24 protein-coding genes are annotated in these 21,780 nt (G+C 69.0%); 16 read left to right on the forward strand and 8 right to left on the reverse strand.

Going from position 1 to position 21,780, the window contains the following annotated elements:
* Positions 1 to 45: 45 nt before the first annotated feature.
* On the reverse strand, positions 46 to 1,068 hold the full coding sequence (locus tag FVE25_RS03690) for a GlxA family transcriptional regulator (protein WP_157244925.1): 1,023 nt from the start codon (positions 1,066 to 1,068) through the stop codon (positions 46 to 48).
* 123 nt (positions 1,069 to 1,191) lie between these two features.
* Here FVE25_RS03690 and FVE25_RS03695 point away from each other — a divergent pair, with 123 nt between their 5' ends.
* From FVE25_RS03695 to FVE25_RS03745, 11 genes are all read left to right on the forward strand, one after another.
* Complete coding sequence (locus tag FVE25_RS03695) at positions 1,192 to 2,649, forward strand: MFS transporter (RefSeq protein WP_246266586.1); 1,458 nt, start codon at positions 1,192 to 1,194, stop codon at positions 2,647 to 2,649.
* 92 nt (positions 2,650 to 2,741) lie between these two features.
* Positions 2,742 to 3,827: an nSTAND1 domain-containing NTPase gene (locus FVE25_RS03700; RefSeq protein ID WP_343046128.1), complete on the forward strand. Its 1,086-nt coding sequence runs from the start codon at positions 2,742 to 2,744 to the stop codon at positions 3,825 to 3,827.
* 391 nt (positions 3,828 to 4,218) lie between these two features.
* Positions 4,219 to 4,842: an HNH endonuclease family protein gene (locus FVE25_RS03705; RefSeq protein ID WP_157244928.1), complete on the forward strand. Its 624-nt coding sequence runs from the start codon at positions 4,219 to 4,221 to the stop codon at positions 4,840 to 4,842.
* A 173-nt stretch (positions 4,843 to 5,015) separates the two neighbouring features.
* The gene (locus FVE25_RS03710) at positions 5,016 to 6,005 is read left to right on the forward strand and encodes a LacI family DNA-binding transcriptional regulator (RefSeq protein ID WP_157244929.1); all 990 of its coding nucleotides are present in this window, start codon (positions 5,016 to 5,018) and stop codon (positions 6,003 to 6,005) included.
* 104 nt (positions 6,006 to 6,109) lie between these two features.
* The gene (locus FVE25_RS03715) at positions 6,110 to 7,450 is read left to right on the forward strand and encodes an ABC transporter substrate-binding protein (protein WP_157244930.1); all 1,341 of its coding nucleotides are present in this window, start codon (positions 6,110 to 6,112) and stop codon (positions 7,448 to 7,450) included.
* 2 nt (positions 7,451 to 7,452) lie between these two features.
* On the forward strand, positions 7,453 to 8,343 hold the full coding sequence (locus tag FVE25_RS03720; protein WP_157244931.1) for a carbohydrate ABC transporter permease: 891 nt from the start codon (positions 7,453 to 7,455) through the stop codon (positions 8,341 to 8,343).
* Positions 8,343 to 9,296, forward strand: coding sequence for a carbohydrate ABC transporter permease (locus FVE25_RS03725; RefSeq protein ID WP_157244932.1), 954 nt, complete (start codon positions 8,343 to 8,345; stop codon positions 9,294 to 9,296). The genes FVE25_RS03720 and FVE25_RS03725 overlap by 1 nt, the downstream gene beginning before the upstream one ends.
* 3 nt (positions 9,297 to 9,299) lie before the next feature.
* Positions 9,300 to 11,702: a right-handed parallel beta-helix repeat-containing protein gene (locus FVE25_RS03730; protein WP_157244933.1), complete on the forward strand. Its 2,403-nt coding sequence runs from the start codon at positions 9,300 to 9,302 to the stop codon at positions 11,700 to 11,702.
* Entirely contained in the window at positions 11,696 to 13,306 is a 1,611-nt protein-coding gene (locus FVE25_RS03735; protein ID WP_157244934.1) for a glycoside hydrolase family 13 protein, read from the forward strand. The genes FVE25_RS03730 and FVE25_RS03735 overlap by 7 nt, the downstream gene beginning before the upstream one ends.
* Before the next feature lie 43 nt (positions 13,307 to 13,349).
* A complete protein-coding gene (locus FVE25_RS03740) occupies positions 13,350 to 13,670 on the forward strand; it encodes a hypothetical protein (protein WP_157244935.1) in 321 nt (106 codons plus the stop codon).
* 96 nt (positions 13,671 to 13,766) lie between these two features.
* Positions 13,767 to 14,345, forward strand: a complete 579-nt coding sequence (locus FVE25_RS03745) for a TetR/AcrR family transcriptional regulator (protein WP_219825285.1) — start codon at positions 13,767 to 13,769, stop codon at positions 14,343 to 14,345.
* 36 nt (positions 14,346 to 14,381) lie between these two features.
* On the opposite strand, the gene FVE25_RS03750 is transcribed toward FVE25_RS03745, so the two are convergent.
* Both FVE25_RS03750 and FVE25_RS03755 read right to left on the reverse strand, forming a co-directional pair.
* Positions 14,382 to 15,152 (reverse strand): sulfite exporter TauE/SafE family protein, encoded by a 771-nt coding sequence (locus tag FVE25_RS03750; protein ID WP_157244936.1) that lies wholly within the window; start codon positions 15,150 to 15,152, stop codon positions 14,382 to 14,384.
* Between the two features lie 182 nt (positions 15,153 to 15,334).
* Positions 15,335 to 16,258 carry an MmyB family transcriptional regulator gene (locus tag FVE25_RS03755; RefSeq protein WP_157244937.1) on the reverse strand — a complete coding sequence of 308 codons (924 nt, stop codon included), beginning with the start codon at positions 16,256 to 16,258 and terminating at the stop codon, positions 15,335 to 15,337.
* Between the two features lie 86 nt (positions 16,259 to 16,344).
* On the opposite strand from FVE25_RS03755, the gene FVE25_RS03760 reads away from it, so the two are divergent.
* From FVE25_RS03760 to FVE25_RS03770, 3 genes are all read left to right on the forward strand, one after another.
* Positions 16,345 to 16,890: a carboxymuconolactone decarboxylase family protein gene (locus FVE25_RS03760; protein WP_157244938.1), complete on the forward strand. Its 546-nt coding sequence runs from the start codon at positions 16,345 to 16,347 to the stop codon at positions 16,888 to 16,890.
* Positions 16,891 to 16,975: 85 nt separating this feature from the next.
* A complete protein-coding gene (locus FVE25_RS54270; protein WP_219825286.1) occupies positions 16,976 to 17,140 on the forward strand; it encodes a helix-turn-helix domain-containing protein in 165 nt (54 codons plus the stop codon).
* Positions 17,141 to 17,212: 72 nt separating this feature from the next.
* The gene (locus FVE25_RS03770) at positions 17,213 to 17,446 is read left to right on the forward strand and encodes a three-helix bundle dimerization domain-containing protein (protein ID WP_157244940.1); all 234 of its coding nucleotides are present in this window, start codon (positions 17,213 to 17,215) and stop codon (positions 17,444 to 17,446) included.
* Positions 17,447 to 17,713: 267 nt separating this feature from the next.
* Here FVE25_RS03770 and FVE25_RS03775 read toward each other — a convergent pair whose 3' ends face one another.
* On the reverse strand, positions 17,714 to 18,367 hold the full coding sequence (locus tag FVE25_RS03775) for a GPP34 family phosphoprotein (RefSeq protein WP_157244941.1): 654 nt from the start codon (positions 18,365 to 18,367) through the stop codon (positions 17,714 to 17,716).
* 118 nt (positions 18,368 to 18,485) lie between these two features.
* Positions 18,486 to 19,442, reverse strand: coding sequence for a polyphosphate kinase 2 (ppk2, locus tag FVE25_RS03780; RefSeq protein ID WP_181019432.1), 957 nt, complete (start codon positions 19,440 to 19,442; stop codon positions 18,486 to 18,488).
* A gap of 481 nt (positions 19,443 to 19,923) precedes the next feature.
* Between ppk2 and FVE25_RS03785 the strand changes: the two genes are divergently transcribed.
* Both FVE25_RS03785 and FVE25_RS03790 read left to right on the forward strand, forming a co-directional pair.
* A complete protein-coding gene (locus FVE25_RS03785) occupies positions 19,924 to 20,088 on the forward strand; it encodes a hypothetical protein (protein ID WP_157244942.1) in 165 nt (54 codons plus the stop codon).
* A gap of 39 nt (positions 20,089 to 20,127) precedes the next feature.
* On the forward strand, positions 20,128 to 20,289 hold the full coding sequence (locus FVE25_RS03790; RefSeq protein WP_219825287.1) for a hypothetical protein: 162 nt from the start codon (positions 20,128 to 20,130) through the stop codon (positions 20,287 to 20,289).
* A gap of 166 nt (positions 20,290 to 20,455) precedes the next feature.
* Here the strand turns inward: FVE25_RS03790 and FVE25_RS03795 are convergent, their stop codons facing one another.
* From FVE25_RS03795 to FVE25_RS03805, 3 genes are read right to left on the reverse strand one after another with little or no spacing between them, the layout of a single operon-like run.
* Positions 20,456 to 20,896, reverse strand: a complete 441-nt coding sequence (locus FVE25_RS03795; RefSeq protein ID WP_246266588.1) for a VOC family protein — start codon at positions 20,894 to 20,896, stop codon at positions 20,456 to 20,458.
* Complete coding sequence (locus FVE25_RS03800; protein ID WP_157244943.1) at positions 20,893 to 21,399, reverse strand: SRPBCC family protein; 507 nt, start codon at positions 21,397 to 21,399, stop codon at positions 20,893 to 20,895. The genes FVE25_RS03795 and FVE25_RS03800 overlap by 4 nt, the downstream gene beginning before the upstream one ends.
* Positions 21,396 to 21,728 (reverse strand): ArsR/SmtB family transcription factor, encoded by a 333-nt coding sequence (locus FVE25_RS03805; protein ID WP_157245496.1) that lies wholly within the window; start codon positions 21,726 to 21,728, stop codon positions 21,396 to 21,398. The genes FVE25_RS03800 and FVE25_RS03805 overlap by 4 nt, the downstream gene beginning before the upstream one ends.
* Between the last annotated feature and the right edge of the window lie 52 nt (positions 21,729 to 21,780).

The following is a 21,780-nucleotide window of genomic DNA, read 5'->3' on the forward strand; positions in this document are numbered from 1 at the left end:
CCCCCGGACCCGGACGTGGCCGTCGAGGGCCGCACAGACGTGGGCTCAATCGGTGTTGGGGTCGGACGGCCGCGTGACTCGATCCGGAACCCCCGGAGTCTCCAACCTGCGGGGTTCGTAGCCGGGCCGGTGGGTGAAGGCGGCGCGGTAGGCGCTGGGTGTGAGGCCCAGGCGTTTCAGGAGATGGTTGCGCAGGGTGTAGGTGGTGCCGAGACCACTCTGTTGGGCGACCTGCTGGATCGGCAGGTGGGTGGTTTCGAGGAGCTGGCGGGCGCGGTCGAGGCGTTGGTGGAGCAGCCACTGCAGCGGGCTCAGGCCCGTCTCGGCGTGGAACCGGCGCGTCAGGGTCCGGACGCTCATGGCGGCGTGCTCGGCGAGGTCATTGAGGGTCAGGGGTACGTCGAGTCGCTCTAGCGCCCACTCCCGCGTGCTCGCGAGCGAGCGGCCGTTCTCGGCAGGCAGCGGCGTTTCGATGAACTGGGCCTGTCCGCCCGGACGTACCGGGGCGACCACGGTCAGGCGGGCGATCTGGTTGGCGACCGCCGATCCGTAGTCGGTACGCACGATATGCACGCACAGGTCGATGCCGGCGGCCAGGCCGGCCGAGGTCAGGACGGGGCCGTCCTCGACGAACAGCACGTCGGGGCGGACGTCGACCGACGGATACCGGCGGCACAGTTGCGCGGAGTAGAGCCAGTAGGTGGTCGCGCCCCGCCCGTCCAGCAGTCCGGCCTGTGCGAGCACGAACGCTCCGGTGCAGATGGAGGCGATGCGCTTTCCGTCGGCGGCGGCGCGGCGCAGGGCCGACAACACGCGGGGGTCGGCGTCCTCGCGGGCACCGGTGCCGGTGACGATGACGGTGTCGGCCTCATCGATGATCCCCAGGCCGTGGGGCACCATGACCTCAAGACTGCTGGTGCTGACGACGGGTCCTGAGGGATCGGGCGTGCAGACGCGCACCTGGTAGCCGGGACGGCCGTCCACGGTCGTGTGGCCGAAAACCAGCTCGGGGATGGACAGGTCGAAGGTCGTGACCGGAGGAACGGCGACGACGGCGACGCGATGCATGGCCGGAATCTCCAACAGCTTGGCATTCTGGCCACTCACGGTACTCCGGTCCTCCCGGGCACAGTGGGTCCGAGCCGGCTCGGCTCCCCCTCCACGTTCATTCTCCTAAGGAACGGATCACCTGTGTCCGAAGTCGTTTCCGGGGCCCGACGGCGGCCCCTTCTCCTGCTGGTGCTGCTGGCCTTCGCGCAGTTCCTCATCGCCGTCGACTACAACATCGTCTACGTTGCCCTGCCCGCCATCGGCCGTGACCTGGGCTTCACGGCGCAGTCGTTGCAGTGGGTGGTCAGCGCCTATGCCGTTGGTTTTGGCGGGTTCCTGCTGCTGGGCGGCCGCGCAGTCGATCGGCTCGGACAGCGGCGTATGTTCGTGCTCGCTCTGGCGATCTATGCGCTCGCCTCGCTGGCGGGCGGTCTGGCGACCGGTCCGGGCATGCTGGTGGCCGCCCGCGCCGTCCAGGGGCTGGGCGGTGCGCTGCTGACCCCGGCGACACTCGGGCTGATCACCAGCGCGTTCACCGAGGGGCCCGCACGCAACCGGGCGCTCGGCGTGTGGGGTGCGGCGGGAAGCTTCGGCCTGGCGGCCGGGGCGCTGCTGGGCGGCGTGCTCACCAACTACGCGGGTTGGGAATGGGTCCTGCTCATCAACGTCCCGCTGGCCTTGCTCGCCGTACCGGCCGCCCTCGCCCTGCTCCCCGGCGATGTGCCACGCCCTGACGGCGCGGGCGGGTTCGACGTGCCCGGCGCGCTGCTGGCCACCGCGGGCTCCACCCTGCTGGTCCTGGGCCTGGTCTCCGGTCCCGAAGCCGGGTGGGCCACGCCGCGTGCGGCGGGTGCCCTCGGCGCCGGAGTGGTGCTCCTAGCCCTGTTCGTGCTGGTCGAGTGGCGCGGCAGGAACCCGCTCGCACCGTTGCATATGTTCGGCAATGCCAGCCTGACCTCGGCGATGGCCGTGATCCTCGCCTACCAGATCTCGCTGGGCGGGACGTACTACCTGTTCACCACCTACGTGCAGACCGTGCTGGGTTACGACGCGCTGCGGGCCGGTCTGGCCTTCCTCCCATTGGCCCTGACGTCGATGCTGGCCGCCGGACAGATCGTGCCGAGGGTCATCGCTCGCTGGGGCGTCCGCGCCACCCTGTTCACCGGCATGGTGACCACCGGCCTCAGCGTGGGCGTGCTCACCGCCGGGATGTCGGTTGGCGGCTCGTTCCTGGCTGTCCTGCCAGGACTGGTCCTCTACGGCCTCACCGCAGGCAGCACATTCGTCACCATGTTCACCGCAGCCGCCACCGGCGTGGCGACCGGCGAGGAAGGCGTCGCCTCCGCGCTGGCCACCACCAGCCAGCAGATCGGCGGCGCGCTCGGCCTCGCCGTCCTCGTCGCGATCGCCAACGCCGGCCTCGCCGCCGACGCACCACCCGGCCAGGTCCTCGACGGCATACGCACCGCAGGCTTGACAGCCGGAGCCATCACCGTCATCGGCGCCTTCTTCGCGCTCCTGCTGAAGAAACCCAAGGCCACCCACAACAACGACTCCGCGCCCACCGACCTGCACGATCCCCTCAGCGCGGCACCATGACCGGCCAACCCGGGTGACCGGCTCGGGGCAAATCCCCAACCGATGCGCTTACTCCGGCAGCGGCGCCAACGCCTTGCGACTGCAATGCCCGGCTGCCCGGCGCGCGGGCACGAACTCCGCAATCACCACCGAGCCCCGGTGAGGAGCCCGCTCGGGTGGCGGGACTCACTGTCCAGCCCGCCTTGGCCGACCTGTTGCTGGAGGACGTCGGCGCTGACCTGGGCGGTAAAGGTCCGAGCAGCGTATTGCCCTTGCTGTCGCACGTGCTGCCGGCCACCTGGCAGCGCCGAGAGGGCGGCATGCTGACTGTCGGCGGCTATCTGGCGACCGGGGGCGTCAGCCGGGCGCTGGCCAAGCCCGCCGACGCGACTCTGGCCGGACTGCACTTACCCGGCCAGCAGGCCATTCGTCAGCTTCTGCCACGGTTGGTACAACTAGGCGAAGGCGCCGATGACACCCGCATCAAAATCCCCTTCGACGACCTGTTGCCAACCGCGGACGAGCGTCATGAGACGTGGCAGGCGCTGGACCGTTTTGCCGCAGCGCGACTGCTCACCGTGGGCGCGGACACGATCGAAATCAGTCACGAGGCATTGATCCGCGCGTGGCCTCGGCTACGTGAATGGATCAATGTCAACCGGGCCGTACTGCTCGCCCGCCAGCAGCTCGATCACCAGGCCCGGAATTGGGCTGACCACCAGGAGGACCCCTCTTACCTGTATGGGGGGACCCGCTTGGCCGGGGCCGAGGAGGCGAAGCTGCGATGGGAAGAAGATCCTTCCGGCTTCCCACCCCTGTCTGAGCGTTCTGCTCGGTTTCTCCAGGCCAGTATCCAGGCCCGCGAACGGGCGAAGCGGGCCAGATGGTGGGGCATCGGTGTCGTGGCCACATCCTTGACCCTGGCACTGCTCGCCGCGATCGGTGTTGCCGTGAACGCCGAAAACGCGGCCCGCGACGCCGAGCGCCAGCGGCTGGCCATCCTCTCGCAGAAAGTCGCCACCAAAAGTGTGGAGCTGGCTGACACCAACCCCGACCTTTCCCGGCTTCTGGCGGCAACGGCATTCGCCTTGAGTGAAACATCTGAGGCTGGATCAAGCCTGGGCCGATCCTCGCCGGGGCGTCCTGTCCACCGTGGTCAGTTCGGTCTCCGCGGTGGCCATGGGGCAGTTCAACGGTAAGCCCGTGATCATCTCCGCCGGCAGGATCGGGGATGGCGAGAAGGGCAGGGTTGAGGTCTGGGACGCTGCGGACGGGCGGCGCCTGCACGCCATGGGCACGGCCGACCCAGTGTCCTCGGTGCTCGTTGAGCACCTGCACCCTGAGTCAGATGGACCGAAGCCCGCCTGCGAGTGATCCCAGGCGACCCACCCACGCAGGCACAGGATCACGCGAAGATCGGCTCATGCACCACATCCGTGGACGCGGCCGAATCATGCCTTCGGTCGCCCGCCATCCCAGGTTTACTCGCCTGACTCCCATCGGCAAAGCTGGTTGTCAATATCCCTGACCGGCTGCTGGTTTCCCCTGCGAGATCACCTCGTACGGCCGGCCAGCCGGAAGGGCACACCCATGCCGCGTTCGGCCGCCCTGCTCGCCGTCATCCTCACCACCCTCACGCTGACCGTCACGCCCGCCTCCGCTGCCCCGGCCGGCATCCCTTCCCGGTCGGCGGCCGTAGCCCGGCTGGCCGAGCTCACCGTGGCTCCCGAAAGTCACAACAGCAGCTACAACCGCGCGCTCTTCCCTCATTGGAGCCGGTACGACGCCGCCTGCGACACCCGCGAGATGGTGCTGGAACGCGACGGCCAGGACGTTGTCCGGGATGAGTCCTGCGCGGCAGTCTCCGGCACCTGGCGCTCCCCGTACGACGGCGCGATCCGGCATCGGGCGTCCGACCTGGACGTTGACCACCTGGTCAGCCTTCACGAAGCCTGGGGGTCCGGGGCCTGGGCGTGGACGACCGCCAAGCGGCGGGCGTTCGCCAACGATCTCGTCCGGCCGGAGTTGTGGGCGGTGACCCAGGACATCAACGAGGCCAAGGGCGGCCTGGGCCCGGCCAGGTGGCGGCCACCGGCCAGGTCGTTCCACTGCACCTACGCCCGAGCCTGGATCCAGGTCAAATGGTTCTGGAAGCTCAGCATCGACGCCCGGGAGAAGGTCTCGCTCCGGGAGATGCTCGCTCTCTGCGCCTGAAACCCTTGCGCCGCGCAGCAACATGAGCACGATCAACGGCTCTCTGGCTGACTGCGACACCGCGCGGCCTGCCCGGAGGCGATAGCCGTACGCCGAAAGCGGCTCGGAAGCCGCACGTGTCGAGTTTTTGCGTAGTGATGGTGATTCTTGCGTAGCGTGAGTACGCTGTCTGCGTGCCCAACAGAATCGCCGACGTCGCCAGGTTCGCCGGAGTCAGCCCCACCACCGTCCGCCGGGTCCTGTACGGCCGGCCGGGCACGGCCCGGGCGACCAGGGACGCCGTGCTGACCGCGCTCGACGTGCTCGGCATCGAGCGCCCGGCGGCGCTGCGCGAGCAGCGGCACGGCCTGGTCGGCCTGGTCATCCCCGATTTGCAGAACCCGATCTTCCCGGCGTTCGCCGAGGTCCTGGTGGCGGCGCTGGTCAGGCAGGGGTTGTCCGCGGTGTTGTGCACCAGGACCGCCGACGGGGTCTCCGAGGCCAACTACCTCGAGATGCTGCTCAAGCAAGACCTGATGGGCATCGTCTTCGTCGGCAGTTCCTTCGCCGACGCGGGCGCGGCGCACGGCCGGGAGTTGCGCGAGCGCGAGGTGCCGATCGTGCTGATCAACGCGGCCGACGAGAACCCGGGCGTGCCCCGGGTGCGCGTGGACGACGCGCTGGCCGTCGAGCAGTCGCTGGCGCACCTGACCGCGCTGGGACATGAGCGGATCGGCCTGATCGCCGGCCCGGCCGGGCACGTGCCCTCGGCCCGCAAGCTGGGCGCGTTCGCGCAGGCCCGGCCCGGCGACTGGCGGCGGCTGGTCGCGCACACGATCTTCTCCGTCGAGGGCGGCACCAGCGCGGGCGCCCGGCTGCTCGACGAAGGGGTGACCGCGGTGATCTGCGCCAGTGACGCCCTGGCGATGGGCGCGGTCAGGGCGGCCCGCCGCCGTGGCCTCGACGTGCCCGGCGGCCTGTCCGTGGTGGGCTTCGACGACTCGCTCTACATGGGCTTCACCGACCCGCCGCTGACCACGATCCGCCAGCCCGTCCAGGTCATGGGCGCCGCCGCGATGGCCGCCCTCACGGCGCAGATACGCGGGCACGCGGTCAACGCCGACGAGATCCTGTGCGCGCCCGAGCTGATCGTCAGGGCTTCCACCGCTCCGCCGATCTGTTAGGAATTTGCGTAAGTCGCGAAGGTTTTTGCGCTTCCCTCTGGACGTCTGTTGCGCGGGCGTTTACCGTTTGGCGGCAACACCGCTGTACACGGAAGGGAGCTCCCATGAGGCGTGGCGTAGCGCTCGCGGTCGGCATCGGGGTCGCTCTGCTCGGCTCCGCCTGCGGCGGCCGGCAGAAGGCGCCGGAGACCGCGAGCGGCCCCGTGACCGTCACGGTCAACGGCCTGCCCCCGGCGACGGACACCTACAACCGGGCCAACTTCGAGGCCGACGTCAAGGCGTTCGAGGCGAAGTTCCCGAACATCAAGATCGACGCCAAAGAGGGGCTGATGGATCCGCAGACCTTCAGCGCCAAGATCGCCGGAGGCCAGTTAGAGGACGTCTTCTACGTCTACCTCACCGACGCGCAGAACCTCATCGCCAAGCGCCAGGTCTCCGACATCGGCGCCCACCTCGGCGAGTTCCCCACCACCAAGGACTACAAGCCCGGCCTGATGCAGGTCTTCTCCGACCAGAACGGCAAGGTGTACGGCCTGCCCGACGAGAACTACTCCCTGGGCCTGCTCTACAACCGCAAGCTGTTCACCAAGGCCGGCCTCGACCCGGCCCAGCCGCCTGCCACCTGGGCCGAGGTCCGCGAGCAGGCCAAGAAGCTCGCCGCACTGGGCGGCGGCGTCGTCGGCTACGGCGACTACAGCAAGTCCAACACCGGCGGCTGGCACTTCACCGCCGAGATCTACTCCCTGGGCGGCGACGTCGCCGTCAAGTCGGGTGACGGCTGGAAGGCCGCCTTCAACAGTCCCCAGGGCCGTCAGGTGCTGCAGCAGCTCAAGGACATGCGCTGGAGCGACGACACGATGGGCCAGCGGCAGCTCCTGGAATACGACGACCTGGTCAAGCTGATGGCCACAGACAAGCTCGGCATGTACATCGGCTCGACCGGCGACCTGGCCAACATCGTCAACCGCTTCAAGGGCACTTTCGCCGACTTCGGCCTCGGCCCCATCCCCGACGGCAAGGGCACGCTGGGGGGCGGCTCCGGCTACATGTTCAAGGCCGGGCTCTCCCCGGAGAAGATCAAGGCCGGGCTGGCCTGGCTGACGTTCAAGAAGAACCCCGACCGCATCGACGCCGACAACGCCAAGGCCGCGGCCAAAGGTCAGCCGGTCGGCCTGCCCGAACCCAATGTGTGGACCGGCGCCTCGGAGCAGAAGCTGCTCGCGGCGACCAAGAAGCACGCCACCATCCCCACCGAGAACTTCGCCGCCTTCGCCGCGGCGATGAGCCGCATCCCGGTCAAGCTGGAGCCGCCGAACGCCCAGCAGATCTACGCCGTGCTCGACACCGCCATGGGCAAGGTCCTGACCGACCGCGACGCCGACGTCGACGCGCTGCTGGCCGCGGCGGAGAAGCAGGTCAACCAGATCCTCGCCACGGTCAAATAGCCATGGCCCCGATCCCCGTCCGGCTGCGCCGGAAGGTCTCCGAGAACCTGTACGCCTACGCCTTCCTGGCCGCCGGGCTCGCCTGCTTCGCCCTGTTCTCCTGGTATCCGCTGGTCAAAGGCGTCATCCTCAGCTTCCAGCAGGTGAACTTCGTCAGCGACCCGATCTGGGTGGGCCTGGACAACTTCCGCGCCCTGTTGGACGACCCGCTGTTCTTCACCGCCTGGGGCAACACGCTGAAGTTCACCGGGCTGGCGCTGCTGTTCGGCTACGTGGTGCCCTTCGTGACCGCCATCGTGCTCAACGAGCTGCGCCACCTGAAGGGCTTCTTCCGCATCGCCGTCTACATGCCGGTGATGCTGCCGCCCATCGTCAGCGTCATCCTCTGGCAGTACTTCTACGACCCCGGCACCGGGCTGTTCAACTCGGTGCTTTCCGCCCTGGGACTGCCCACCTCCGGCTGGACCCAGTCGCCGTCGACGGCGATGATCTCGCTCGTCCTGGTGTCGACCTGGGCCAACATGGGCGGCACCGCGATCATGTATCTCGCCGGCCTGGCGAGCATCCCCAGCCAGCTGTACGAGGCGGCCGAGCTCGACGGCGCGAGCCTCTGGCAGCGGATCCGGCACGTGACGCTGCCCCAGATGAGATTCATCCTGCTGGTCATGCTGCTCCTGCAGGTCGTGGCGACCATGCAGGTCTTCATCGAGCCCTACCAGCTCACCGGCACCACCAACCCGGACACGATCACGGTGATGGTGCTGGTCTACCGCTACGCCTTCACCGTCAACAACGACTTCGGCCTGGCCGCGGCGATGAGCGTGCTGCTGTTCGTGGTGCTGGGCGCCTTCTCCGCCGCCTACCTGCGGCTGACGCGCGAGAAGGGCGCCTGATGACGCTGACCGCGGCCGGCCCCGCCGTACAAGGTCATGAAAAGGTACGGCGTGGCCGCGCCGAGACAGGCTCCACCACCCGCACGCTGATCTCCGACGCCGACCTCGACCGGGGCCGCAACCGGCTGCTCTACCGGATCGTGCTGGTCGCGATGGCCGTGCTCTTCGCGGCGATCTTCATCTTCCCGCTCTACTGGATGGTCACCGGGGCGATGAAGACGCCGCAGGAACTGGCCGAGCCGGTGCCCACGCTCCTGCCGCAGAGCTGGCACCCCGAGACGTTCGCCACCGCGTGGAGCCGGCTGGACATCGGCCGATTCATGCTCAACACCGCCTTCTACACCACCGGCATCTGGCTCTTCACGGTGGTCGTCGACGTGGCCGCCGCCTACGCGCTGTCGCGGCTGCGGCCGATCTTCAGCAGGGTGATCCTCGCGCTCATCCTGGCCAGCCTCATGCTGCCGGCCGACGCGCTGCTCGTCCCGAAGTACCTGGCCGTGGTGGACGTGCCGCTCCTCGGCATCAACCTCGTGGACACCCCGTGGGCGCTCTGGCTGCCGGCCGCGGCCAACGCCTTCAACATCTACGTGCTCAAACGCTTCTTCGACCGCATCCCGCAGGAGTTGCTGGACGCGGCGAGCATCGACGGCGCGGGACGGCTGCGACTGCTGTGGCACGTGGTGCTGCCGCTGTCGCGGCCCGTGCTGGCCGTCGTGTCGATCTTCGCGATCGTCGGCGGCTGGAAGGACTTCCTGTGGCCGCTGCTCGTGCTGCGCGACCCCGAAGCACAGACGGTCAGCGTCGCGCTGAGCCGCCTGGCCTTCACCGGCTATGTGCCGCAGAACGAGATGTTCGCCGCGCTGGCCATCGCGAGCATCCCCATGATCGTCATTTTCATGATCTTCCAGAAGGGCATCCTCAGCGGGCTGTCCGCCGGCGCACTCAAAGGCTGACGCATGTTCAAGAATCTGATCCTGGCCGTCGCCCTGGCCTTCTCCGGTACGGCGGGCGTCACGGCCGTCTCCTTAGAGGCTGAATCGGCATCCCTCTCGGGCGGCGCCGCCGTCGCCACCGACCACTCCGGCTATACGGGCAGCGGTTTCGTCGGCGGTTACACCGACGGCAACAAGGGTTCGGCGGCGACCACGTTCACCGTCAACGGGCCCGGGTCGAAGACCGTGACGCTGCGCTATGCGAATGGGACCGGGGCGACGATGACGTTGTCGTTGTATGTCAACGGCGGCAAGTTGCGCCAGATTTCGTTGCCGCCGCTGGCGAACTGGGACACGTGGGGGAGCGTCGCGCAGGGCGTGGAGCTGGGTTCGGGCGCGAACACGATCGCCTATCGCTTCGACGCCACCGACTCCGGCAACGTCAACCTCGACAACATCACCCTCGGCGACGCACCGGCCACCGGTCCCGGCACCTACGAGACGGAAACCGCCTTCTTCTCCGGCGGGCTCAGGACCGCCACGAGCCTCGGCGGGTTCACCGGCACCGGCTACCTCGACGCCCAGTCCGCCGGCCGGGTGATCCGCACGGTCAACGTGCCCGCCGCGGGCGGCCAGAACGCCACACTGCGCTACGCCAACGGCACCGGCTCGGCCAAGACCGTCACCGTCCAGGTCAACGGCGTCCAGACACAGACGCTCAACCTGCCCGCGGGCTCCGGCTGGCTGACCGCCACGCACCCGGTGCCGCTGCGCGCCGGGCTCAACCTCGTCGGATATCAGCTCGACAGCGGGGGCCTCGCGCTGGACAACGTCACCGTCACCACCGGCGCCGCCCTGGCCGTCCGGGGCGCGACGGTGCCCTACACCGAGTACGAGGCCGAGGCGGGCAGCACCAACGGGACGGTCATCGGGCCCGACCGGACCTATCGCACGCTGCCCTCGGAGGCGTCGGGGCGCCGGGCCGTACGGCTGGAGCAGGGCCGGCACGTGGAGTTCACGCTGACCAAGCCCGCCAACTCGATCGTGGTCAGATACTCCATCCCCGACGGCGCCTCGACCCGGCTGGCCGTGGTCGCGAACGGCACGAAGGCGAAGGACCTGGACCTGACCTCCGTCTACAGCTGGGTCTACGGGAACTACCCGTTCACCAACGACCCAGCCGACGGCGGCGGGCACCGCTTCTTCGACGAGGTCCGTTCCACTCTGCCCGGCTATCCGGCGGGCACGGTGCTCAGGCTGCGCAACGACACCGCCACCCCGATCACCGTGGACCTGATCGACACCGAGGTCGCCGCCGCCCCGCTGGCCGCGCCGGCGAACGCGGTGGACATCACCGGCCACGGCGCCACCCCCGGCGGCGGCGACGACACCGCCGCGATCAACGCGGCCATCGGAGTGGCCAAGTCCCAGGGCAGACCCGTCTGGATCCCGGCCGGGACCTTCGACATCTCCGCCCGGATCAACGTGGAGAACGTGACGATTCGCGGCACCGGCATGTGGCACAGCGTGCTGCGCGGCAACGACGGCAAGGGCGGCTTCATCGCCACCGGCTCCAACGTGCAACTGGCCGACTTCACCCTCGCGGGCGACGTACGGCAGCGCGACCCCGACGGCGCGGACACCACGGACGCGGCCATGCGCGGCGACTTCGGCACCGGCTCGCTGATCCACAACGTCTGGGTCGAGCACGCCAAGGTCGGCCTGTGGGTCAACCGCGCCGACGGCCTCTACGTCGCGGGCACGCGCATCCGCGACACCTTCGCCGACGGCGTCAACCTCAACGACCAGGTCAGCAACACCCGCGTGGACCAGAGCACGCTGCGCAACACCGGCGACGACGCCCTGGCCATGTGGTCGCACACCGCCTCCGTGACCAACAGCGCCTTCACCTTCAACACCGCCGCCCTGCCCGCGCTGGCCAACACCGCGGCCGTCTACGGCGGCAACGGCAACCGCATCGAGGACAACCTGTTCTCCGACACCGTCTACACCTCCGCCGGGATCGCGGTCAGCACCTGGCACCAGGCGCAGCCGTTCAGCGGCACCACCTCCATCCAGCGCAACACGCTCACCAGGACCGGCGGCTGGAACAACGACTGGAACAGCAGCCAAGGCGCCGTGTGGATCTACGCGGAGTCGCGCGACATCACCGCCCCGGTGCTGCTCAAGGACCTCACCATCACCGGCAGCAGCTACCAGGCGATCCAGCTGAGCTGGCAGAAGACGATCACCGGCCTCACGCTCGACCATGTGGCGATCTCCGGCGCCGGAACCTACGGCATCGAGATCCACGCGGCGGGCAGCATGACCGCCGCCCACGTGACCGTGGAGAACGCGGCCTCGGGCGGCCTGCTCAACACCACCGGCTACACGATCAACCGCGGCCCCGGGAACTCCGGATGGTAGCCGCCACGCACAAGCAAGGAGGCATTTTGCCGTCCCCGACCTGGTGGCGCGACGCCGCCATCTATCAGCTCTACCCGCGCAGCTTCGCCGACGGAAACGGCGACGGCGTCGGAGACCTGGCCGGTGCGCGATCCCGCCTGGACTACCTGGCCGAGCTGGGCATCGACGCCATCTGGTTCAACCCTTGGTATCTCTCCCCGATGGCCGACGCCGGGTACGACGTGGCCGACTACCGGGAGATCGACCCGCTGTTCGGCACGCTGGCCGAGGCCGAGAAGCTCATCCAGGAGGCGCATGAGCGCGGCATCCGGATCATCGTCGACATCGTCCCCAACCACTGCTCCGACCGGCACCGCTGGTTCCAGGAGGCGCTGACCTCGCAGACCGCCCGGGAACGCTTCTGGTTCCGGCCGGGTCGGGGCGACCTGCCGCCCAACGACTGGCAGTCGATCTTCGGCGGCCCGGCGTGGACCCAGGTCGCCGACGGGCAGTGGTACCTGCACCTGTTCGCACCGGAGCAACCTGACCTCAACTGGAACCATCCGGACGTGCGCGCGGAGTTCGAGGACGTGCTGCGCTTCTGGTTCGACCGGGGCGTGGACGGCATCCGCGTCGACTCCGCCGCCCTGTGCGCGAAGGACCCGGCGCTGCCCGAGCCCGGCCTTTCGGCATCCCACCCCTTCATCGACCGCGAGGAGGTGCACGAGATCTACCGAAGCTGGAGGACCGTGGCCGACTCCTATCCTGACCCGCGTGCGCTGATCGGCGAGGTCTGGCTGGAAGACCAGGAGCGCTTCGCCCGGTATCTGCGCCCTGACGAGATGCACGCCGCGTTCAACTTCGACTTTCTCGGCTGCGCCTGGGACGCCGCCGCGCTACGCGCCTGCATCGACCAGACCATGACCTGGCACCCCTCGGGCAGCTGGGTGCTGTCCAACCACGACGTGACCCGGCACGTCACCCGCTACGGCCGCCCCGACACCAGCACGGCGGCGGGGATCCGGCAGTACAACCCCGTCGTGGACGTGCCGCTCGGCACCCGCCGCGCCAGGGCGGCGGCGCTGCTCACCCTGGCGCTGCCCGGCTCTGTCTACATCTACCAGGGCGAGGAGCTCGGCCTGCCCGAGGTGGAGGACATCCCCGCCGAGCGCCGCGACGACCCGATCTACCACCGCACAGGGGGCGACGACCCGGGCCGCGACGGCTGCCGGGTGCCGCTGCCCTGGTCGGGGGAGCGCGAGCCGTACGGCTTCAGCCCGAACGGCGCCGCCCCGCCGTGGCTGCCGCAGCCGGACGCCTGGTCCTCGTTGAGCGTCGCCGTCCAAGAGCCCGATCCCGCCTCGATGCTCAGCCTGTATCGATCCGCGCTGCGCATCCGCGCCGGCCACCCGGCGCTCGGCGACGGCACGATGACCTGGTTGCCGGCCCCGGACGGGGTGCTCGCCTTCAGCAGGGGAGCGGGCTTCGCCTGCATGGTCAACCTGTCGCCGGCCGCCGTGGCGCTGCCCGAGCACGCCGAGCTCGTCCTGGCGTCCACTCCACTCGCCGGAGAACTGCTCGCCCCCGACACGGCGGTGTGGCTGATGGCCGGCCCACTTGAGTAACGGGACGTGAGCTGCGGTTGAGCCGCGTGGTGGTACTCGCTCGATGAGGATGGTCAGCGAGTGCGGGATGAGGATCAGCGCCGAGGTCCGGTCGACGGGTGCCAGGATGATCCCCAGGTCGATCGACTTGATCACGAAGACGACAAGGCCCGCGAAGGGGATCACGAGCGAGGGCAGGACGATGAGCGGCAGCGCTGTCGCGAACACGTTGACCAGGAAGATGGTCGCGCCGAAGGCCCAGGGGCTGCCGATCACGGTGTTGACGAGCGCCCCTTGGTCGCCGTCGACGAACGAGGACGTCCGCGCGGCGTGGAGATCGGGGAAGAGCACGGCCAGCGCCATGCCCAGGAGGAACACCCCGTAGACGAGAGCATTGATCAGCAGGTACGCGCGCAGGTCGGCGCGGATGATCTGGAACGGTCTGCGAAGACGGTTCATGATTGTCGGGTCCGTTTCTCTGGTGAGGGTCATCGACGCCCTGCTGGAGCGGGCCCTGAGTGTCACCGGCCTGTCAGTCGCCCTGTCCGCTCGCCGCCCGACTGGTTGCCCCAGTGCCGCACGTCGACGGCAGTTCCACTTCCCGACGCAGCGCGCCCTCCAGGACGAGGTACTCACCCGTCTGTACGACGTCGTCGTCTCCGACGAGCGGATCCACGATCGGGGCGTGCCGGCCCGGGACCGCCTGGTCGACTGCCTGCGCCAGGTCCTCGCCCCCGCCGGAGTCGGCGCCGGCGCACGGCAGGCGCACCGCACCATCCACGAGCAGTTCATCGCCCCGGAACCGACCGAGCAGGTGCGGGAGGCGTACTTCGCCCTCGAACGAGAGGGCCGGCGTCGCGTGGAGTACTGGCTGACGGTGCTCACCCAGGAAGGCGCCCTCGCCCCCGGCGACACCTCCCGGCGCGCGAAGTTCCTCCTTACCGTCCTGAACGGCCTCGCGCTGGAGCGAGCCCTCCCCTCCGAAGGCTCGATCTTGCAGTCCGAGAACGACACGCTCTACATGGCCGTCGATGCGGTCCTGAACCCCGCAACATCCTGACCCGTCGACTTCGACCGCGTACACGACGGCCGAATCTCAAACCCCGGCGATCAGGAGTACCGCCGAGGCGAGAGTTCCGGCCTCGACAACCATGCCGAAGATGCCGGCGCTCATCCGCGCCAGCGTCTTCTTGCCCAGCCAGGCTCCGGCCACGATGGCCGGCGTCAGTCCCAGGCCGAGCACGATCACATGCTGGGATAGCAGGTCGCCGGCGCCGTAGGCGGCGACCTTGCTCACATGGATGATCAAGGAAGCGGCGGCTTCCGTGCCGATGTATGCGGCGCCGGCCAGCCCCTTGGCAAGGAAGAACGGCGCAGCGAGCGAGCCGGCCGCGCCGAACAGGGAGGAGCCGAGCCCCGTTCCGGCCCCGATGACGACGAACGCTCCATCCCGGGGCACGCCAGGCGAGGTCTGCACCCGCCGCCACACGATGACAGCGATCAGGAACATGCCGAGCAGGCGCTTGAGAGGTTCGACGGGCAGCAAGGGCATCACGAGCCCGCCGGCGACGGCGAACGGCACCGCTCCGGCTGCGTACCAGATGAGGAGCCGCCACCGGACAGCGCGCCGATTGAACCAGACACGGCCGCCGTTGCTGACCAGCTGGGCCAAGGCCAGGACCGGCAGGGCGATCCGCATGCCGAACAGCATGGTGAACGCGAGCAACATCAGGACGCTACCGCCCACCCCGCCCACCGACGACAACCAGGCCACGACGAAGGCCAGCAAACAGGCCAGCAGCAGCCTGCCGACGAGATCGGCGGACACCGCGGCGGACAGGTGCGCAAAGACAACAGCCGAGTACATGAGGGCCTCACTGGTTTCCGCGTTCGCGAAAACCGGACCTCCGGGCTTTTGTCCCTTAAGTTGACCGACCGCCATCGGTGACCGTCAGTGGTACCGCTCGGACCAGACTCGCCGGCAAGGCGACGGAACCCTAGGCACTCGCGATCAATCCTACCCACCGCGCTGCGCCGCTGGCCGGCCTCCTAGGGCGGTGTGTCCGCGGTGATGGTTGTGCAGGTGCAGCCAGGCTGGCAAGGCGGTGCGGCGGGCGTAGGGTCATTCGTCGGCCGGGGTGCGGTGGAAGCACGTGGCACCGTTTGAGCGTGCGCTTGAGCCCCAGGGTCGGTGGTGCGCCAGCGTTCAGCGCTCTGGTCGTCCGACGGGAAGAACGCCTCGATGCGGAGCTCCTGCGCCGTGACGTCGATCGGTGTGCCGATGGTGGAGACGACCGAGAAGAACCGCACGACGCCATCACCGAGCCGGAAGTGCACATCGACGATCGGGATCGGCGGCGGTGCGGCCCGCGGCGCCGTGATGAGCGCCTCGACCTCCGCACGCGCACGCAGCTCCCGTACCAGCTCGGCGGTGTTCAGGTCGAGCACCCCGCCCACCGCTTCGCGTCGCGCGCGTTCGAGCAGGGCGGGTACCACCTCGTCCCAGTTGGCGATCGCGTCGCGGACCGGACCGGGCTCGATGATCAGCCGCAGTACGTTGGCGCTGTCAGGGATCGGTGCGGGCGCGAACAACGTCCCGAACAGGCGCACCGCACCCCGGTTGGCGCGCACCAGGTTCCAGCCGCGATCCAGCACGACGGCGGGCAGCGGGTCGTGCCGGTCGAGCATCTGGCCGATGGCCGCCGCGACCCGCCGCAGCGCCGGGTCGTCGAGCCCGCTGTGCGCGAAGAGCGGAGCGAACCCGGCCGCCAGGAGCATCCCATTGCGGTCGCGCAGCGGGACGTCCAGCGCGGCCGCCAGCCTGAGCACCATCTCCCGGCTCGGGTTCGAGCGGCCGGTCTCCAGGAAGCTCATGTGCCGCGGCGTCGTCATCGCGGCCGAGGCGAGAGCGAGCTGGCTCATCGCACGTACCCGACGCCAATAGCGCACCAGGGTGCCGAAGGACGACTCCATGGGCCGACCCTACGGCCGGCGGGCGCGCGCGGCCCTTCCCCGCGAGGGAATGGCGACCGGACACCCGCCCGAGGGAAGGTCCCCTCATGAACCTTCCGATTCTCACTCCCGAGGCCGCTCCGGCCGAGTCCCGGCCGATCCTCGACGGCATCGAGGCCGACCTCGGTTTCGTCCCCAACCTCGCCGCCACGATCGCGGCCAGTCCCACCCTCCTGGCGGGCTTCGACGGGCTGCGCCGCGCAGTCGGCGACAGATCCTTCGACGCGGTGCATCGGGAGGTCGCCGGGGTCGCGGTAGGCGTCGCCGTGGGCAACGCCTACGGTGTCGCCTTCCACTCGACCGTGCTGGGCCGCTTGGGCGTCGGTCAGGACGACATCGAGGCGATGCGGCGCGGTGCCGAACCCCGCGAGGAGGTCCACGCCGCCGTCTACGCCTTCGCCAGGGCCCTGGTGATCGACCGCGGCGCCGTACAGGACGCAGTGGTGCAGCGGGCCACGGCCGCCGGGCTCGGACCGGCTGACCTGCTGCAGTTGGTCACCGAGTGCGTGTTCGCCACGCTGGTCGGGCTGGTCGACAACCTCGCCGGACGGATCGAGCTGGATGAGCCCCTGCGCCCACAGGCATGGAAGTAGCCTCGCCTGCCGGCCCGCTCCCGAGCTGGAGAACTGCCCCGCGCGCCCGGCAGTCGCCTCCGCCATGCCTCTGCAGGAGCACCAGGTGGCGAGGTCGGCCGCCGCCGGGCAGCCGGACGCGGAGATCGCCACCCGGCTGTTCGTCACCACCTCGACCGTCGAGTTCCACTTCAGCCGGGTGTTCCGCAAGCTCGAGCCCACATCACGCAGGCAGCTCGGCCGCAGCGGAACGGGCGGCTCGATCGCGTAGCTGTCGGTGACTCTGGCCATCGTTGTCCCGAGAGGCGACTATCGAAGATAGTCGCAGAGAAAGGGTCGGGAGATGCCATCCGCGCACGAGGAACAGGCTCGAGCCCATCTGGGAGATCAGCTCACCGCGGACTTCGTGGGCGAGTACAAAGAGGACGAAGTCCTCGACGCCGTCGACCGCGCCTGGCACCACTTCGACAAGGCGCCCATCCGTGATTTCGTCCCGCTTCTGGCGGGCAAGCGCGCTCGCAGCGAACTGCACCGCCAGGTCGAGTCTTCGAGGCAAGGGGTGGAGAACCAGAAATGACCTGACGTCGCGACTATCGCGGTATGGGTGATCAGGTGGGGGCGTTCCGTGCCGCGTTGGATCCCGAGAACAACGACATGCCGTCCTACGGGCTGCGCCGGGACGAGGCTGAGCGTGGACGAGCGGGCGCACCTCATCCGGCTCGTACGGCCCGCCCAGGCGGAGCAGATCCGCCGGCCGTACGGACCGGAAGAGGTTCACCCGCCGGTGCTGACGCCGGGATGCGACCAGGCCGCGGTGGTCGGCACGGTCGGTACGTTCAGCGCCTCAGCCGTCGTTCGCGGACGGGATGGCGGCGCCGAGCACGGTGCTGGTGTCGCGCAGTTCCTCGGGCAGGGCCTCGACGGCTCCCACCCCGCGAGCGCGTTCCCTGCGCTGCCGCCAGGTCAGCCGCAGGTGCAGATCGCCGCGCAGCTCGGCGCCGTCGACGAGATCCGACAGGAACAGCATGTGCTCGTCCAGCGGCCTGCGCTCCTCGTAGACGTCGCGGAGCTGGGACAGCAGCAGGCCGCGGGCGGGCAGGTCGGGGTAGTGCCGTTCTCGCGAGAGGAAGCCGCCGGGTTGCCGCGCCAGAAGCCTCCGTTCGGCCAGCGCGTCGCGGTGCAGGGAGAGTGCCGTACGGCGGCGCCTCCGCAGCCACCGGTTCAGTCCTTGCCCGGCCTCCAGCGCGGTCAGGACGCCGTCGGCCCAGTCCAGGCCGGTGGGGGATGTGTCCAGGAGCTGGATCCTGCCGTTGCCGCGGTAGACCTCGAAGCCGAACGCCCGGGACTTGCCGGCGCGCACCAGTAGCCTGCGCCGGAGCGCGAGCTCGCCGAGTTCGGCGGCGGCGCAGCCGTACGCGGTCTGATCCCGATCGCGGACCTTGCCGGACTCTCGGTGCGCGAGCAGGAGGAACTCCTCGGGCAGGGATAAGTGCCGCATGAACCCATCATGTTCCACGGGCCGGGGACAGGAAGACGAAGTGGATGGGAGGCTCTGTGGCTTCGGGAGAAGGAAGATCGAGTGACCGGTAACCGTCTTGCTGGAGGGCCTGCGTGCATCAGCTTCCGCCGGCCGCGGTGTGGTCTTCGTCGACGATGTCGGCGGCCGAGATCACGATGAGCGGGTCCGGGACCCCGACCACCTCGTCGTCCTTGTTGGCGTAGTCGAAGAGGCTGAGCACGTGGCGCATGGCTTCCAGCCGGGCGCGTTTCTTGTCGTTGCTCTTGATGACCGTCCACGGCGCGGTGTCGGTGTCGGTGTGCAGGAACATGTCCTCCTTGGCCTCGGTGTAGTCGTCCCACTTGCGCAGGGAGGCCAGGTCCATCGGCGACAGCTTCCACTGCCGCACCGGATCGACCTGGCGGATGATGAAGCGGGTGCGCTGCTCGGCCCGCGAAACGGAGAACCAGAGCTTCACCAGATGCAGGCCGGATTGCACGAGCAGGTTCTCCACCCGGGGCACCTGGTCGATGAACTCCAGGTACTGGTGTTCGTCGCAGAAGCCCATGACCCGCTCCACCCCCGCCCGGTTGTACCAGGAGCGGTCGAACAGCACGATCTCCCCGTCGGCGGGCAGGTGGGCGACGTAGCGCTGGAAGTACCACTGCTTCTGCTCGCGCTCGCTGGGCTTCTCCAGAGCGACCACCGTGGCGCCGCGAGGATTGAGGTGCTCCATGAAGCGTTTGATCGTGCCGCCCTTGCCCGCCGCGTCACGTCCCTCGAACAGCACCACGAGCCGTCGCCCGGTGGCCTTGATCCAGTACTGCAGTTTCAGCAGCTCGATCTGCAGCAGGCGCTTGTCTCTCTCGTACGCGAAGCGCGGCAGGCGCTCGTCGTAGGGGTAGTGCTGGCGCCAGGTGTCCACCGGTTCGCCGTCGGCGCGCAGCAGCGTCGGGTCGTCGTCATCGCGATCATCGACCCACAGCCCGGGGGTGGCATCAAGGAGTTCGCTGTGCTCGGCTGCGGCCTGCGGCTCCATGAAGGCCGGGCCGTTGTCGTCGTTCACGCCTGTCATGCGGCACCTTCCACAATCAGTTCATGGGCGAGCCCGCCGCCCTGCTCATCGTTGACACTGCCCACGTGCGCCGGTCGCCACCGCGCGGCCACCAGAGCAGGCCAGACAACGGCAACACCGCAGCGAACACCACACCAACGCCCAGGGAACCGTCGATGAGGTCGGCGCCGGACCGGGAACGCGGAAGATCTTCGTCAGGTAACCACCTGATGATCCAATACGCCTGCCGCGCAGCGGTGATGTGCGGTATCTTCGGCGGGTTCTACCGGATACGGCCGTCACTGGCCACAGGGCAAGGAGGTGAGGCTGCATGAGCAGTCAACCTCCTAGTCGCACCAGCTGAGCTGGCGCACCTTCCCTCCCCGCCGGTTACCCCCTCCGCCGCCGCACCGAGCCTTGTACCGCCCTGCGCGGAGGCTGCGTGGTGGCCGGCGTGGGCATCCCTTGGCGAGCTGTCCGGAGGTTTCGTGATGATGTCCGATTGGCGGGCGAGGCATACCTGGCCGCCCTCGGCGAGGAGTTCGGGCTGCACGAGCTGGCCATCGAGGACGCCGTGGTGGCCCGGACTTCGTGCTCACCGTCCGGCATGGCAATGCGCCACCGCTGCGCCCGGTACGCGAACGCCTGGAGGCCAACGCCGACCTGATGGCGCGCGGTCCCGAAGCTGATCGGCACCGTCTACGGGATGAACTTCGAGCCGCCGGGCATGCCCGAGCTGCGCTGGGCCTACGGCTATCCCTTCGCCTTGGGACTGATGCTGCTGACCTGCGCCGGCCTGTTTCTGCCGTTCACCGTCCTTGGGCGCGACTCCGATCGTGACTCACCGACGCCCACCACGGCCTCATGAGAGACGGCTGGAATGTCGACTACTTCACCTTTCGGCTAACCCCGACCTCTCTGCACTAAGCAAGCCGACACGCCGAAGGGAACTTGAGACTGCCGCTGCGCCCGCCCGCCTACGGAGCGGCGCAGCGGCAGCCGTATCTGACGACGGCTATGCCGCGTCCGCGGGGTTAACGCCAGGGCATGTGCTGGAGGCACCAGGTATTGCCGTCGGGGTCGGCGAAGTACGCGTAGAACACTCCGCCGAGGTCCTCGACCTCGCTGATCTCGACGCCGCGTTCGACGAGTTCAGCGCGGGACGCCTCGATGTCGGCGACCACCAGGTGCAGACCGCGCAGTGTTCCCGGAGGCATGTCGAGGGTGGGGAGACCTTCGGCGAGGGTGATCGAGCATGCCGAACCGGGTGGAGTGAGCTGGACAATGCGGATACCGGGCTTCGGGTTGACGTCGACGTCGAGGCGGAACCCGAGCTGGTCCTGGTAGAAGGCTTTGGCCCGCTCGACATCGGTGACCGGCACCGGCACCAGCTCCAGCAACAGTGTGCCGGGCGGCACGGGCGGGTCGCCGGAATCCTTGGAGATCTCGTTGGCGGGGGTGGAGGTGTCGGTCACGGATGGCGCCTTTCGTGGATGAGGGTGGCGAGTAGGGCGGCAAGACGGTCGTATCCTTCGCCGGCGCCGAGTTCCATCGGGCTGCGCACGACCGCGTCGCGGATCTCGGACGAGGAATACCGCGCGGTGACGGTCATGGCGGTGCGTCCGTCTGTCTCGTCCAGAACGGTGATGACCAGTGCCTCACCGTCGGCCCAGTCACGGTGGATCTCGGTCTGTATAAGGCGCACCGGCGGCACGACCTCGCGGAACACCCCATGGAGTTCCATCTCGGCGCCGGCCGGGCCGGTGGAGACGAACCGCCAGGCACCGCCAGGGCGCGGGTCGACCTCACAGACGGTGAGCCGCCAGCCGCGGGCGCCGTGCCAGCGGCGGAGCAGTTCCGGTTGGGTGAGCGCGGCGAAGACCAGCGGCGCGGGAGCGTCGAAGGTGCGGGTGAGGACGAGGTCGGTGGTCCCGGACGCGACGACCCGCAGCCCGAGGCCGGGGTGCGGAGATGTCACGTTTCGCCGTCCTGCAGATCGCCCAGCAGGGCATCCAGTCGCTGGTAGCTCGACTCCCAGTAGTCGCGGTAGTCGGCCAGCCAGTCCGTGGCCGTCCTGAGCGGTTCGGCCACCAGCCGGCACGGCCGGCGTTGCGCGTCGCGGCCGCGACTGACCAGGCCGGCTCGTTCAAGCACCCGCAGGTGTTTGGAGACGGCCGGCTGGCTCATCGCGAACGGCGCGGCCAGCTCGGTGACCGTGGCATCACCGGTCGCGAGCCGGGCCAGGATGGCCCGCCGGGTGGGGTCGGCCAGTGCCGCGAACGTCGCGTCCAGCGTGTCGCTTGCCACCATGTCGATAACCTTTCGGTTCGATAACCTGATGGTTTTATATGTGCTAGAG

The sequence above is a fragment of the Nonomuraea typhae genome (assembly GCF_009760925.1).
GTDB lineage: Bacteria > Actinomycetota > Actinomycetes > Streptosporangiales > Streptosporangiaceae > Nonomuraea > Nonomuraea typhae.

Coding starts and splice junctions, on each gene's coding strand:
- FVE25_RS03715 (WP_157244930.1), top strand. CDS start 6,110: ATGAGGCGTGGCGTAGCGCTCGCGGTCGGCATCGGGGTCGCTCTGCTC.
- ppk2 (WP_181019432.1), bottom strand. CDS start 19,442: ATGACAGGCGTGAACGACGACAACGGCCCGGCCTTCATGGAGCCGCAG.
- FVE25_RS03705 (WP_157244928.1), top strand. CDS start 4,219: ATGCCGCGTTCGGCCGCCCTGCTCGCCGTCATCCTCACCACCCTCACG.
- FVE25_RS03755 (WP_157244937.1), bottom strand. CDS start 16,258: ATGGAGTCGTCCTTCGGCACCCTGGTGCGCTATTGGCGTCGGGTACGT.
- FVE25_RS03760 (WP_157244938.1), top strand. CDS start 16,345: ATGAACCTTCCGATTCTCACTCCCGAGGCCGCTCCGGCCGAGTCCCGG.
- FVE25_RS03740 (WP_157244935.1), top strand. CDS start 13,350: ATGAGGATGGTCAGCGAGTGCGGGATGAGGATCAGCGCCGAGGTCCGG.
- FVE25_RS03770 (WP_157244940.1), top strand. CDS start 17,213: ATGCCATCCGCGCACGAGGAACAGGCTCGAGCCCATCTGGGAGATCAG.
- FVE25_RS03790 (WP_219825287.1), top strand. CDS start 20,128: ATGAACTTCGAGCCGCCGGGCATGCCCGAGCTGCGCTGGGCCTACGGC.
- FVE25_RS03720 (WP_157244931.1), top strand. CDS start 7,453: ATGGCCCCGATCCCCGTCCGGCTGCGCCGGAAGGTCTCCGAGAACCTG.
- FVE25_RS03730 (WP_157244933.1), top strand. CDS start 9,300: ATGTTCAAGAATCTGATCCTGGCCGTCGCCCTGGCCTTCTCCGGTACG.
- FVE25_RS03690 (WP_157244925.1), bottom strand. CDS start 1,068: ATGCATCGCGTCGCCGTCGTCGCCGTTCCTCCGGTCACGACCTTCGAC.
- FVE25_RS03775 (WP_157244941.1), bottom strand. CDS start 18,367: ATGCGGCACTTATCCCTGCCCGAGGAGTTCCTCCTGCTCGCGCACCGA.
- FVE25_RS03735 (WP_157244934.1), top strand. CDS start 11,696: ATGGTAGCCGCCACGCACAAGCAAGGAGGCATTTTGCCGTCCCCGACC.
- FVE25_RS03725 (WP_157244932.1), top strand. CDS start 8,343: ATGACGCTGACCGCGGCCGGCCCCGCCGTACAAGGTCATGAAAAGGTA.
- FVE25_RS03750 (WP_157244936.1), bottom strand. CDS start 15,152: ATGTACTCGGCTGTTGTCTTTGCGCACCTGTCCGCCGCGGTGTCCGCC.